General features: G+C 68.3%; 13 protein-coding genes. 9 read left to right on the top strand and 4 right to left on the bottom strand.

The window, feature by feature from the left end:
* The first annotated feature begins 169 nt into the window (after positions 1-169).
* The 5 genes from VGN82_RS11610 to VGN82_RS11590 all read left to right on the top strand — a co-directional run bounded on the left by VGN82_RS11610 (position 170) and on the right by VGN82_RS11590 (position 4367).
* Positions 170-886 carry an alanyl-tRNA editing protein gene (locus VGN82_RS11610; protein WP_327527172.1) on the top strand — a complete coding sequence of 239 codons (717 nt, stop codon included), beginning with the start codon at positions 170-172 and terminating at the stop codon, positions 884-886.
* A gap of 67 nt (positions 887-953) precedes the next feature.
* Positions 954-1811, top strand: a complete 858-nt coding sequence (sseA, locus tag VGN82_RS11605; RefSeq protein ID WP_327527171.1) for a 3-mercaptopyruvate sulfurtransferase — start codon at positions 954-956, stop codon at positions 1809-1811.
* A 59-nt stretch (positions 1812-1870) separates the two neighbouring features.
* Positions 1871-2395: a cupin domain-containing protein gene (locus VGN82_RS11600; protein WP_327527170.1), complete on the top strand. Its 525-nt coding sequence runs from the start codon at positions 1871-1873 to the stop codon at positions 2393-2395.
* A 19-nt stretch (positions 2396-2414) separates the two neighbouring features.
* Positions 2415-2828 carry a Cu(I)-responsive transcriptional regulator gene (gene cueR / locus VGN82_RS11595; protein WP_327527169.1) on the top strand — a complete coding sequence of 138 codons (414 nt, stop codon included), beginning with the start codon at positions 2415-2417 and terminating at the stop codon, positions 2826-2828.
* Positions 2829-2945: 117 nt separating this feature from the next.
* A complete protein-coding gene (locus tag VGN82_RS11590; protein ID WP_327527168.1) occupies positions 2946-4367 on the top strand; it encodes a M20 family metallopeptidase in 1422 nt (473 codons plus the stop codon).
* A gap of 26 nt (positions 4368-4393) precedes the next feature.
* Here the strand turns inward: VGN82_RS11590 and VGN82_RS11585 are convergent, their stop codons facing one another.
* From VGN82_RS11585 to VGN82_RS11570, 4 genes are all read right to left on the bottom strand, one after another.
* Positions 4394-4993 carry a YopT-type cysteine protease domain-containing protein gene (locus tag VGN82_RS11585; protein WP_327527167.1) on the bottom strand — a complete coding sequence of 200 codons (600 nt, stop codon included), beginning with the start codon at positions 4991-4993 and terminating at the stop codon, positions 4394-4396.
* Positions 4994-5091: 98 nt separating this feature from the next.
* Entirely contained in the window at positions 5092-5676 is a 585-nt protein-coding gene (locus VGN82_RS11580) for an amino acid synthesis family protein (protein WP_327527166.1), read from the bottom strand.
* Between the two features lie 31 nt (positions 5677-5707).
* Positions 5708-6295, bottom strand: a complete 588-nt coding sequence (locus VGN82_RS11575) for an amino acid synthesis family protein (RefSeq protein ID WP_327527165.1) — start codon at positions 6293-6295, stop codon at positions 5708-5710.
* A gap of 13 nt (positions 6296-6308) precedes the next feature.
* Positions 6309-7499: an amidohydrolase family protein gene (locus VGN82_RS11570; protein ID WP_327527164.1), complete on the bottom strand. Its 1191-nt coding sequence runs from the start codon at positions 7497-7499 to the stop codon at positions 6309-6311.
* Between the two features lie 163 nt (positions 7500-7662).
* On the opposite strand from VGN82_RS11570, the gene VGN82_RS11565 reads away from it, so the two are divergent.
* The 4 genes from VGN82_RS11565 to VGN82_RS11550 all read left to right on the top strand — a co-directional run bounded on the left by VGN82_RS11565 (position 7663) and on the right by VGN82_RS11550 (position 13465).
* Positions 7663-8166 carry a MarR family winged helix-turn-helix transcriptional regulator gene (locus VGN82_RS11565; protein WP_327527163.1) on the top strand — a complete coding sequence of 168 codons (504 nt, stop codon included), beginning with the start codon at positions 7663-7665 and terminating at the stop codon, positions 8164-8166.
* A 90-nt stretch (positions 8167-8256) separates the two neighbouring features.
* Positions 8257-9141 (top strand): FAD binding domain-containing protein, encoded by an 885-nt coding sequence (locus VGN82_RS11560; RefSeq protein ID WP_327527162.1) that lies wholly within the window; start codon positions 8257-8259, stop codon positions 9139-9141.
* Entirely contained in the window at positions 9138-11936 is a 2799-nt protein-coding gene (locus tag VGN82_RS11555; protein WP_327527161.1) for a molybdopterin-dependent oxidoreductase, read from the top strand. Before VGN82_RS11560 ends, VGN82_RS11555 begins: the two co-directional genes overlap by 4 nt.
* Entirely contained in the window at positions 11933-13465 is a 1533-nt protein-coding gene (locus tag VGN82_RS11550) for a 6-hydroxynicotinate reductase (protein WP_327527160.1), read from the top strand. Before VGN82_RS11555 ends, VGN82_RS11550 begins: the two co-directional genes overlap by 4 nt.
* Positions 13466-13491: the final 26 nt, after the last annotated feature.

Here is a 13491-nt window from a genome sequence, read left to right as displayed (position 1 = left end):
CCTGGCTCGGGCTGACGGAAGGGCCGGTTCCCGGTGGCGCGATCATCACGATGCAGCCCCGGCCACACGACAGCACGGTGGCGCCTCCCGGCCGATCCGTGCAATCTCCGCTCCCTTTCCAGGAGACCGCCGCCGCTGCGTCGGCGTGCAGACAGCGAGCCCAGTGACGATGGCGACCGAATTGCTCTTTCGCGACAATGCCTACCTCGCCGAGACGACGGCTATCGTCGAGGCCGTGAACGAGCGCGGCGGCATCATCCTCGACCGCACGGTGTTCTATGCCACGGGCGGTGGACAGCCCGGCGACGCCGGAACGCTGCAGCGCGACGATGGCAGCACGATCACGATCGGGACCGCGATCTACGATCCCGAGGACAAGAGCCGCGTGATCCATGTGCCGCTGGAAGGCCAGCCCCTGCCCCGGCCCGGCGAGAGCCTGACCGCTGTGCTCGATTGGGAGCGGCGCCTGAAGCGGATGCGTATCCACACCGCCCTGCATCTGCTCAGCGTTGTCCTGTCCTATCCCGTGACCGGCGGCGCGATCGGCGACGGCGACGGCCGGCTCGATTTCGACATTCCCGAGGGCGGGCTCGACAAGACCGAGATCACCGAGAAGCTCAACGCCCTGGTCGCGCGCAACGCCGATGTCAGCGAACGCTGGATCACCGACGCCGAACTCGACGCCAATCCTGGCCTCGTCAAGACGATGTCGGTGAAGCCGCCGCGCGGCTCCGGCCGCGTCCGCCTCGTCGCGATCGGCGACATCGACCTGCAGCCCTGCGGCGGCACCCATGTCCGCAACACTGCCGAGATCGGCCTTGTCGCGGTCACCGACATCGAGAAGAAGGGCAAGCAGAACCGGCGCGTCCGGATTGCACTCGTCTAAGCATCCGACACGACAGACCCAAGCCTGAGTCCAAGCCTGAATCCAAGCCCACGAGGAACCGTCCGACATGGCAAGCGCAGATGTTTTCGTCACGACCGAATGGCTCGCGGAGCGCCTCGACGCGCCCGACATCGTCGTGGTCGACGGCTCCTGGTACCTGCCCGCACATGGCCGCGATCCCCATGCTGAGTATGCCGAGCGTCGGATTCCGGGCGCCTTGCGCTTCGATATCGACGCGGTGAAGGACACCTCCTCCGAACTGCCGCACATGCTGCCGCGGCCGGAGGCCTTCGCCGCCGCCGTCGGCGCCATGGGGATCGGCGACGGCATGCGCATCGTCGTCTATGACGGGCTCGGCCTGTTTTCGGCGCCGCGTGTGCGCTGGACCTTCAAGACCTTCGGGGCCAAGGACGTCGTCATCCTCGAAGGCGGTTTCCCGAAATGGCAGGCCGAGGACCGGCCGATCGAGCATGGTCCGCCGCGCAGCCGCGCCGCCCGCAGCTTCACCGCACGGCTCGACCATTCGGCCGTGGCCGATGCGGGCGATGTCGCGCGCGCGCTTTCCGAGGGCACGGCACAGGTCGTCGACGCCCGCCCGGGCGACCGCTTCCGTGGCGAAGCGCCCGAGCCACGCGCCGGCGTCCGCTCGGGCCATATGCCAGGGGCGCTGAACCTCCCTGCCACGTCGATCGTCCAGGACGGCCGGCTGAAGTCGCCGGAAGCGCTTGCGGCCGCCTTCGCGGAAGCGGGCCTCGATCTCGACCGCCCGCTGATCACGAGTTGCGGCTCGGGTGTCACGGCCGCGATCCTGTCGACGGCGCTCGAGACGATCGGCAAGCCCGCGCGCGCCCTCTATGATGGCTCCTGGTCCGAATGGGGCGCGAGCGACCGTCCGTTGGCGACAGGCCCGGCCAACAAGGCCTGAGCCCGGAGCCAGGCGCCAAGGCCCTGTTGGGGGCGCCTCGATCGCAGGAGGAGCACACGATGTCCGACCACGACCACCCGCACGACCACGATCATCATCATGATCATGACCACGGCGATGAGCCGCGCTGGAAACATGACGGCGTGCGCGTCATCACCGGCGACAAGCTCGATTCCAACACGGCGCAGACGCCCGGCATGTTCCGGCAGGCGGCGATCAACCATGCCCGCGTCGGCGCACAGAAGATCTGGGCAGGCACGGTTTCGATCCAGCCCAACGCCAAGACCGGCGTGCATCACCACGGCGAGTTGGAAAGCGTGATCTATGTGGTGCGCGGCAAGGCCCGGATGCGCTGGGGAGAGCGCCTCGAATTCGTCGCCGAGGCCGGCCCCGGCGACTTCATCTATGTGCCGCCCTATGTGCCGCATCAGGAGATCAACGCCGACCCCGAGAACCCACTCGAATGCGTGTTGGTTCGTTCGGACAACGAAGCGGTGGTCGTCAACATCACCGACGTCGATCCAGTCGAGAACCCTGAGTCGGTCTATTGGGTCGACCCGATCCACAAGCATCCGCAGGGCTGAGCACCTGAGAGGTGACGCCATGAACATCGGCGAGGCGGCCAAGCGCTCCGGCGTCAGCGCCAAGATGATCCGCTACTACGAGAGCATCGGCCTGATCGAGGCGCCGCAGCGGACCCAGGCCCAGTATCGCGTCTACGAGGCCGACGACGTCCATACGCTGCGCTTCGTCCGGCGCTCGCGCAATCTCGGCTTTTCACTCGAGGAGACGCGGGCGCTGCTGGCGCTCTGGCGCGACAAGAGCCGGGCCAGCGCCGATGTGAAGCAACTCGCCATGAGCCATGTCCGCGACCTCGAGGCGAAGGCTGCCGAACTGCAGGCGATGGCGGACACGCTGCGCCATCTCGCCGAGCACTGCCACGGCGATGCACGGCCAGACTGCCCGATCCTGAGCGACCTCGCGGCGCAACCCGGCCAGGCCGGCGCCTGCTGCTGATCCGCGCTCCGGAGTGACGCTTGGGCAGCCATCGAAATCGCCCCGGCCATGCATCTGGCGGCTGGACGCGAAGCGCCGCGGTTGATCATATGCCGGCCTGACCAAGGCAGGACCATCATGGACAACCGAAACGATCTCTGGCGCCACGTCGATGCAAACAAGGAGCGGCTGATCGCGCTGAGCGACCGGGTCTGGGGCATGCCCGAGGTCTGCTACACCGAGACGCGTTCCTCCGCCGAACATGCCGCGGAGCTGGAGCACCAGGGCTTCCGGGTCACAAAGAACGTCGCCGACATTCCCACCGCCGTGATCGGCGAGGCCGGCGAAGGCGGACCGGTCATCGCCTTCCTCGGCGAGTATGACGCCCTGCCCGGGCTGTCGCAGGAGGCCGGCGTCGCCAGCCACAAGCCGATCGAGGATGGCGGCCATGGCCATGGCTGCGGCCACAACCTGCTCGGTTCGGCCGCCATGCTCGCAGCCGTGGCGATGAAGGACTGGCTCGCCGAGAACAAGATCCCCGGCCGCGTCCGCTATTACGGTTGCCCGGCCGAGGAAGGCGGCGCCGCAAAGGCCTTCATGGTCCGCGCCGGCGCCTTCGACGATGCCGATGTCGCGATCTCCTGGCATCCGTCGAGCTTCTGGGAGGTGGCGCCGCCGCTGGCGCTCGCCAACACCCGTGCCGACTTCGTCTTCACCGGCCGCGCCTCGCATGCCGCCGCAGCCCCGCATCTTGGCCGCAGCGCGCTCGACGCCGTCGAGCTGATGAATGTCGGCGTGAACTACATGCGCGAGCACATGCCCAGCGATGCCCGCGTGCACTATGCCCTGCTCGACACCGGCGGGATCGCGCCCAACGTGGTGCAGGCCCATGCCCGCGTCCGCTACTCGATCCGCGCCCGCGACCTGCGCGGCATGCTCGAACTCGTCCAGCGCGTGAAGAAAATCGCCGAAGGCGCGGCGTTGATGACAGAAACCAAGATGGAGATGCGCATCGTCAGCGCTGTCTCCGACCTCCTCGGCAACACGCCGCTGGAGCAGGCCATGCATGGCGTCATGGAAGAACTCGGCCCGCCGCATTTCGACGATGCCGACCGCGCCTTTGCGCACGACATCCGCAAGACGCTGTCGCCACAGGAAATCGCCTCGATCTGGCGCACGATCGGCATGGACGATAGCGGCGCGCCGCTGGCCGACTTCCTCGTGCCGCTCGACGCCAAGCGCAATCCTGGGATCGGCTCCACTGACATCGGCGATGTGAGCTGGGCCGTCCCGACCGTGCAGGCCCATGCCCCGACCGTCGCCATCGGCACCCCGTTCCACACCTGGCAGGTGGTGTCGCAGGGCAAGACGCCGGCCGCGCACAAGGCCATGGTGCATGTCGCCAAGGCGATGGTCGCGACGGGTGCTGCGGTGCTGCTCGACCCCGCCCTGATGGCGGCGGCGAAGGCCGACCACAAGAAGAAGCTCGGCGCGGATGGCTACACCTCACCGTTGCCGCCCGAGGTCAAGCCGCCGCTGACGATGTCGCTCGGCGGCTGAGTTCGCGACGGCGGCGGCCGTGCGGCCTACCGGCCGTCGGCCGCCGTCGTGCGGTGGAAGATCGTCGTGGTGGCGTAGAGCGGAATTTTGCGCACCATATCCTCGATGATCTCGGCGCAACTGCCATAGGCGCCGACATACTCGCCAATATTCGGGTCGAAGATATGGACCGTCATGTCCATCCCGTAGGGGCGCGGCTCGATCCGGCAGAAGCCGGCGATGGCATGGCCGCCGCCGCCGGCGAAGCGCATCGACCATGTCGCGGCCGAACCGGGGGCGCGCAGGTCGTCGGTGACCTTCTGCAGCATGCCGGCCCGGCCGCTATGCAGTTTCATGTCGACGAAGGTCTGCTCCTCGTAGTCGATGCCGACGCGCGCGCCCATCTGGCGGCGGGCGTCATCGCGGCCGAGCGCCTTGCGCAGCCGGCCGTAGCGGCGCTGGTGGTTCTCGGCACGGCCGAAATCGACCGCGAGCGCCTGCAAGCGAAGGCGCGGCGCAGCGCCCGGGGCTTGGAAGAGCGATTCCAGCCAGAGATCGCAGAGCGCGACGCAGACGCCGCCGCGCGTCTCGGGGTCGCTTCCGTCGAGGAAATTCCCCTGATGGAAGCCTGCCAGCGTGAATGTCATGGGGGACTCCGTCGCGCGAAGCGGTCATGCTTCGCGGAATAGTCGCCGGAACGCGTCTCCAGGTTTCGTCCTGTCGCAATCTTTCTCGGTACGGGCCGTCAGCGCAGCCCGTCCTCGCCCTTGATCTGATCCTTGGTCAGCCCGCCGATGCGCGGCAGCGGGCGCCCCGAATCCGTCACGGCGATCGCGACGAGGATTTCGCCCGCGCGCGGCGCGTCAGTCACCCGCACCTCGACCGCATCGAAATGTGAGCGCACGAAGGCTGCGTCCTTGTGGCCGAGCGGCACATCGATCGGGGTGCCGAGCCCACCGCGCTTCTTGGCCGAGGGGATCAAGGCCGGCCCCTTGCCAAGAGCAGCACGCACCGGGGTGCCGAGCTTCGGGTGCAGGATCGCCGCCGCATGCTCGAGTTCGCCGCCCTCGCCCACGATCGCGGCCTTGCCGAAGCTCTCTGCCTGTCCGGGCTCGATGCCGAGCGCGGCGAGGCAGCGCTTCGTCAGCAGGTCCCCGAGCTCGACGCCGATCTCGGTCAGCTCCGAGAGGTCTTCCTGATAGCGTCCGCTGAATGGGTTGGCGATGACCGCGACGGCGACGGCACGGCGCGTCGGGGGAGCCACCGTCTTGCCGGCTTCGACAAGGGTTTCGTCGACCTGGGTCAGAATCTTGCGGATGTTCGCGGGCATCGTTCGTCCTCGTTTCGCAAAGCGCGGCGTCTCAGCGCTGGCCGTCCCAGACGCTGATCTGGTCGGCCCGCAGGCCACCGACTCGCTCATGGATCCGCGCGCCCGTGGTCATCACCAGGATGAAGACCAGCTCGTCGGCCTGGGGCGACCCGGGCACGCCGATCTCGACCGCGCCGAAATGGCTGCGGACATAGGCCGCGTTGATATGGGTCACGGGGATGTCTATCCGAGCTCCCGGCCCCGCGACCTTCTTGGTCGAGGGCACGATCGCCTTGGCGTTGCCGAGGATCTCGCGCATCGCGTAACCGCCCGGCACATGCCAGAGCGCGCCGTGCTCGAGTTCGCCGGCCGAGCCTACGACCGCGCCCTTGCCGTAGCCCTCGACGGTCTTCGGATCGCCGCCGAGCGCTTTCAGACACCGCGTCGCCATTTCGAGCCCGGCGCCTTTCAGCGCCTCCATCATCGGCAGGATGTCCGGCTCGTAGCGCCCGGCATAGGGATTGGTCAGCACGGCGCAGACCGAGGCGATGCGCTCGGTCCGGCCCGGCAACGGGCCGAACTCGTGGAAGATCTCCTCGACCGAGGTCTGGATGCGGCGGATCTCGATCAGGTCGCTCATCGGAAGGCTCTCCTCACAGCAGGACCGGAGCAGTGTGGGACGGCGGCGTCGAGCGCGACCGCCCCGTCCTGACCAGCCCATCGATGACGACCATGCCGATCCCGGGGATGTCGCCGAGCGACACCGCCTCCAGCAGATCCTTGCCGGAGGACTGCTGCGGCTTGTCGAGGAAGACGAAATCGGCCGGATAGCCCTCGGCGATCAGCCCGGCGTCGAGCGAGCGCTTGCGCGCGACATTGCCGGTGGCGAGACAGAAGGCCTGCTCGGCCGGCAGGTTGCCCAGGCTCGCCAGCAGCGTGATCATCCGCAACACGCCGTTCGGCTGGACGCCGGAGCCGGCCGGCGCGTCGGTGCCGATCAGCACGTCGGCGAGACGGCCTGCCGCGAGCGCCGCTTCCAGCGCCACCAGCGCCGATTTCTCGTTGCCGTTATGGACGACCTCGAGCGCGCCCTTCGCCTTCTCGCAGAGAACACGGATGTCGGCATGGGCGATCGAGGTCGGCCCGCCATTGATATGGCTGACGACATCGGGCTGCGCCTCCAGCACATCGTCCTTGTTGACGAAATGCGAACCGGCGATCGACGGACCGCCGGTATGCATGATCGTCTCGAGCCCGATCTCGCGGCACCAGTCCGCCACACGCTTCGCATCCGGCCCCTTGGCGACGGTGCCCAGCCCGATCTCGCCGATATGGCGGATGCCGAGCGCCTTCAGCTCCTCGAAGACCTCGCGCCCGAAATCGAGTTCGGCGACCGGGGCGCCGGCGATGACCTTGGCGCCGGCCGGGCGGAAGTTCTGGAAGCAGCGCTGTGCGGTGACGGCCAGCGCCTTGACGCCGACCGCGTCCTTTGGGCGTCCCGGTAGATGAACCTCGCCGGCGGAAACCAGAGTGGTCACGCCTCCATTGACGCCCATCTCGATCCAGCCGAGCTGGTTCTGGCGTGGTGTCCAGTCGCCGAAGACCGGATGGCAATGGGAATCGATCAGCCCCGGCGAGAGCGGCGAGCCCTTGGCGTCGATCGTCGTATCCGCGCCGGAGAGGTCGAGATCGGCGGCCTTGCCGACCGCCGCGATGCGGCCGTCGATGGCAATGATCGCATCGGCTTCGAGGATCGGCTTCGCCAGATCGCCCGAGAGCAGGAGCCCGATATTGCGGACGACCAGCTTGCCCTTGGCGGCTCCCACCGCAACCTCGTGAGCCATCTGGATCTCCGTATCCGAAATGGCCACCGATCCCGCGCCACGGGACAAGCGGCGATTGCATGTGTAATAACAATCATGGACAGCGCCGTGGCGGCTGGCAAGTGGCAGGACGTGGCCCGCCGTTTCGCCGCTTGCAGGGGCGCCGAGGAGGCGAAGGCTGACGATGACGGGCAGGCAGAGCAGCAATGCCGAGGCAGTGGGCGAGCCCGTGGCCGATGCTGCACCGCGGCAGCGCAAGGCGGCTGCCGCGACACCCGATTACGTGCTCGACGAGCAGGTCGGCTTCCTGATGCGGCGGGCGCAGCAGCGCCATATCGCGATCTTCCAACGGATCATGGGCGATGACGGCCCGACCCCGACGCAGTTTGCTGCGATGGCGAAATTGAGCGGCGGCGAGGAAATCTCGCAGAACCAGCTCGGCCGCATGACTGCGATGGACCCGGCGACGATCAAGGGCGTGATCGCGCGGCTGGCCGAGCGCGGCCTGGTCGAGCGCCGGCCCGATCCGGAGGATCAGCGTCGCGTGCGCGTCCGCCTCACGGCCAAGGGGCTCGAGGCGATGCCGGGATTGATCGAGAAGGCGCGGGCGATCACGGCGGCGACACTCTCCCCCTTGTCCCGGGAAGAATCAGAACGTCTGCTCGGTCTGCTCGCGCGTCTTGATTGAGCAGGCTCCGCCTGCAAAATCAGCTTGCGCCACCTTGTTTGTATACTAACAATAATCAGCGAGGTTATCGAACGTTCCCAGGAGCGGGTCATGACGCGCTACCTACGACCCCAGACTCCGGACGAGGCGCTCGCACGGCGAGCGGAGGCGGCCGGTTCCTCGCCGCTGACGCTTCTGGCCGGCGGCACCGACGTGTACCCGGTGCGGACGCATCGCATGGCCTGGTTCGAGCCCTACAGCCGCGACGTCCTCGATCTCAGCGCCATCCCCGAACTCGGCGGCGTCGAACATGGCAGCAATGGAACGCGCATCGGCGCGGCGGCGACCTGGAGTGCCCTCGCCTCTGCCGCACTGCCGCCCGCCTTCGATACGTTGAAGCAAGCGAGCCGGCAGGTTGGCGGCGCGCAGGTCCAGAATCGCGGCACGGTCGGCGGCAATCTCTGCAATGCCTCGCCTGCGGCGGACGGCGTGCCGCCCCTGCTGGCCTTGGGCGCAGAAGTCGAACTCGCCAGCCTGCGTGGCAGCCGCCGTCTTCCTCTGAACGAATTCGTGCTCGGAAACCGCCGGACGGCACTGGCTGCGGATGAAATCCTGGTCGCGATCCATGTGCCGACGCAGCCGGAACGGGCGCGCTCGGTCTTCCTCAAGCTCGGCGCCCGGACCTATCTGGTGATCTCGATCGTATCGGTCGCCGCCATGATCGCGACCGACAGCGACGGCCGCATCGGCTCGGCCAGCATCGCGGTCGGCGCCTGCTCGGCCGCTCCGCAACGATTGACCGGCCTGGAAGATCGGCTTCTCGGTAAGGAGCCGACACCGGCCCTCGCAGAGGCCGTATCCGCCGCCGATCTGGCTTCGCTTTCGCCGATCGACGATGTCCGTGCCAGCGCCGCCTATCGTCGCGATGCGGCGCTGGTGCTGGTGCGCCGGGCCCTTGCAGGGCTATTCTCGCCGCCGCTGGAGGTTGCAGCGTGAATATTCATGACCGCTCCGCCCTCGCCCCGGCTCTAGCCGGCGATGCCATCGGCTTCAGCCTGAACGGCTGCGAGGTCGTTCTGCGCAATGCCGCCGACACCCGCCTCAGCGAAGCCCTGCGAACCGAGCTCGGCGCCATCGGCACCAAGGTCGGCTGCGACGCCGGCGATTGCGGCGCCTGCACCGTGCTGATCGACAAGGCACAGGCCTGCGCCTGCCTGGTGCCTGTCGGTCAGGTCGCCGGCTGCGACGTCATGACCGTCGAGGGGCTCTGCGAGGATGCGCTGGGCGTGGCGCTGCAGCGGGCCTTTCACGCTCATGGTGCCGCACAGTGCGGAATCTGCACGCCCGGCATGCTGATGGCCGCCTATGACCTGCTGCAGCGCGATCCATGCCCCGGCGAGCGAGCTGTGCTGGATGCAATCGGCGGCGTGCTCTGCCGCTGCACGGGCTATCTCAAGATCGTCGAAGCGGTGCGCGATGCGCATCGCTTTCTCGGCGATGAAGTGGCGCCGCCCCCTGCAGTGACGCCTGACACGCGTCCGGCCATCGGCGCGCGCATCGCCCGCCTCGACGGCGAGCCCAAGGTCGCGGGCACGGAGATCTATGGCAGCGATGCCGCCCCCGACGACGCGCTCTGGCTGCGCGCGCTGCGCAGCCCGCATCCGCGCGCCCGCTTCACGCTGGGCGATCTCGACGCCTTCGTCGCGGCCAGGCCGGGACTGGTGCGCATCCTCACGGCCAGGGACGTTCCGGGCGAGAACTCCTTCGGCATCTATCCGCACCTCAAGGACCAGCCGGTCTTCTCGACCGGCGAAACGCGCTATCGCGGCGAGTGCGTGCTCGCCATCGTCGGCGAGAAGGAGGCCGTCGAGGCCGTCCGCATCGACGAGTTCCCGATCGCCTGGGAGCCGCTTCCGCCGATGATCGGAAGCAAGGCGGCGCTCGCCGGAACCGCCTTCACCCTGCATGACTTCGTACCGGACAATGTGCTGACCCGCGGCCGCGTCGAGCGTGGCGATGTCGAGGCCGGCTTCGCGGAAGCTGCCCATGCCGCCAGCGGAAGCTTCGAGACCGGCTTCGTCGAGCACGCCTACATCGAACCCGAAGCCGGCTACGCAAAGCGCGTCGGCGATACCCTCGAGGTCTTCGCCTGCACGCAGGCGCCCTATATGGACCGCGACGAGGTCGCGCGCGTGATTGGCCTGCCGCTGGAGAACGTCCGCATCCTGCCCTCGGCCTGCGGTGGCGGCTTCGGCGGCAAGCTCGACGTCTCGCTGCAGCCGATGCTGGCGGTCGCGGCCTGGCTGCTCGACCGGCCGGTGCGCTGCGTCTTCGGGCGCATCGAGTCGATGATCTCCTCGACGAAGCGCCACCCCTCCTCGATCACTGCCAAGGCCGCCTGTGATGCCGACGGTCGGCTCGTCGCCTATGCGATGGACGGCGATTTCGACACCGGCGCTTATTCCTCCTGGGGCCCGACTGTTGCAGGCCGCGTGCCGGTGCATGCGACAGGCCCCTACAAGGTGCCACATGTCCGCAACCGGTCGCGCGCCGTCTACACCAACGGTCCGCCCTCGGGCGCATTTCGAGGCTTCGGCGTGCCGCAGGCGGCGATCGCGCAGGAGAGCCTGTTCGACGACCTCGCCGCGGCCGCCGGGATCGACCGGCTCGAGTTCCGGCTGATCAATGCGATCCGTGCCGGCGATACGACGCCATCGGGCCAATTGCTCGAAGCCAGTGCCGGCCTCGCCGAATGCCTGGAGGCACTGAAGCCGCACTGGGATCGGCTGTTGGCGGACGCAGCCGCCTTCAATGCAAGCGAGAGCCGGACACGGCGCGGCGTCGGCATCGGCTGCATGTGGTACGGCATCGGCAATACCGGCATGTCCAATCCCTCGGCCATGCGTGTGACGCTCTCCAGGGACGGCCGCCTGACCTTCTGGAACGGCGCCGTCGATATCGGCCAGGGCTCGACCACCGTGCTGACGCAGATCGCAGCGGATGCGCTCGGCCTGCCCGTCGACCGCTTCGAGCTGGTGATCGGCGACACGGCCCGCACCTTCGATGCCGGCAAGACCTCGGCCTCGCGCCAGACCTTCGTCTCCGGCAAGGCCTCGGAGCGGGCCGCCGGCGCACTGCGTGCCGAGATATTGCGCCTGACCAATGCCGGGCCCTCGGCGAGGCTGGCGCTCGACGGCACGACCCTCCGCGTCGAAGAGAACGGCGTCACGGCGACGATCGACCTCGCCGCCCTGCCCGCCAAACTCGACGGTACCGTTTTGGAAGGCATCGGCAGCTTCGACCCGCCGACCGTGCCGCTCGACGAGAACGGCCAGGGCATTCCCTATGCGACCTATGGTTTCGCGGCGCAGATCGCCTCGCTCGACGTCGATCTCGATCTCGGCACGATCAAGCTCAACCGTATCGTCGCCGCCCATGACGTCGGCCGCGCGATCAATCCGACGCTGGTCGAGGGGCAGATCCATGGCGGGATTGCCCAGGGCATCGGTCTGGCGTTGCTGGAAGAGTATCTGCCGGGGCGCACGGAGAATTTGCACGACTATCTGATCCCGACAGCCGGCGACGTGCCGCCGATCGACATCATCCTGGTCGAGGATCCCGAGCCGCTCGGCCCGTCCGGCGCCAAGGGCATCGGCGAGCCGGCATTGGTGCCGACCGCACCAGCGATCCTCGGCGCCATCCGGCACGCGACCGGCGTGACGCCGCGCCAGGTGCCGGTGCTGCCGCATCGGCTCTGGGAATTGCTGCGCGAGAAGGAGGGCCGTCCATGAACGAGCTCAATCCCCGGCCGGCGCATGATGCGGCGCTCGCCGAGCGCTCGCGCAAGTTCGGCGTTTCCGAGGGCGACGACGGCATCGTGCGTTGCGACGCCTGCCCCGTGCTGTGCCGGATTCGCCCCGGCCGCTCCGGCGCCTGTTCCCGCTATGCCAATGAGAACGGCCTGCTGGTGCGTACCGACCCGGTGGTGCTGCTCGCAGAGGCCGTCACGGAGGGGCAGCATGTCGTGCCCTTCGCCGAGAACGCGGAGGACTGGGACGGTTCGGTGCTCGCCCCGGAGCGCGTCTTCGTGACCGGGATCGGCTCGGGAACGACCTATCCGGACTACAAGCCCGCCCCCTTCATCGTCTCGTCGCAGCATGAAGGCGTCGACACCGTCACCGTGGTGACGGAAGGCATCTTCTCCTATTGCGGCGTCAAGGTGAAGATCGACACCGATCGGCATCTCGGCCCCGAGACGGCAGCGGTCCGGGCGAATGGCGAGCAGGTCGGCCATGTCACGACCGCCGAATACGGCTCGCAGATGCTCTCGCTCGGTGGCGTACGCCACCTCACCGGCGGCTCGAAGAAGGAAGGCAACGCCACCTGCGAGGCGATGCTGAAGCTGAGCAATGGCGAGGCGGTGGAACTGACCATCGATGGCGGCCACGGCGTCGTCGTCCAGGCCGGCCAGGCCCCCATCGTCGACGGCAAGCCGGAGACGCGCATGCGCGTCGGCTGCGGCTCGGCCACGATCGGCATCTTCGCCAAGCAGTGGCAGGGCCATGTCGACGAGGTGATCGTCGTCGACGACCACATCACCGGCGTGCTGACCGAGCACCAGGCTGGTCGCGTGCTCGACATGCGCCCGGCCGGTATCCGCGTGCGCGGCCGCAAATCGACGCCGGGGCGCTATTTCCAGGTCGCCGAGCCCGGCATGGGCTGGGGCGGCACCGACATCACCGAGCCGCTCTCGATCATCCAGAAGATCGATCCGGCCGTCGCCTGGCCGGGCATGCGCCTGCTGATGACCTCCACGACGGGCGAGGATTCGCTCTACTGCGTGCTCGACGAGAACCTGCTTCCGGTCGAGGCGGAGATGCCCGCGGTGGTCCGGCAGGTGGTGGAGCGCATCGGCGAAAACTGCGAGCCCTCGCTCTGCACCGTGACCTTCGTCGCGGGCGCCGGCGGATCCTTGCGCGCCGGCGTCACCGAAAATCCGGTGTTGCTGACCCGCTCTGTGCAGTCTGGCGCGACCCGGGTCACGATGGGCGGCGCGCCGGTCTATGTCTGGCCGGGCGGCGGCATCACGGTGATGGTCGACGTGCTGCGGATGCCGAAGAACGCCTTCGGCTATGTGCCGACGCCGGCACTCGTCGCCCCCATCGAATTCACCCTGTCGCGCGAGCTTTACCTCGCCTCCGGCGGCCATGCGGACGAGATCGTCCCGGTCGAAGAGGTGCTCCGCGCCCATGGCGGGCAGGCCCGGATCGAGGGCGGTGCGGCAGACAATCCATGGCCGTTGCGGCGGGACGCCTTGTAGAGCGCCGCGGCTCGAGCCCTCCTGCC

The sequence above is a fragment of the Allobosea sp. genome, assembly GCF_035999205.1.
Classification (GTDB): Bacteria; Pseudomonadota; Alphaproteobacteria; order Rhizobiales; family Beijerinckiaceae; genus Allobosea.
This window is presented reverse-complemented; position numbering and strand designations above follow the sequence as displayed.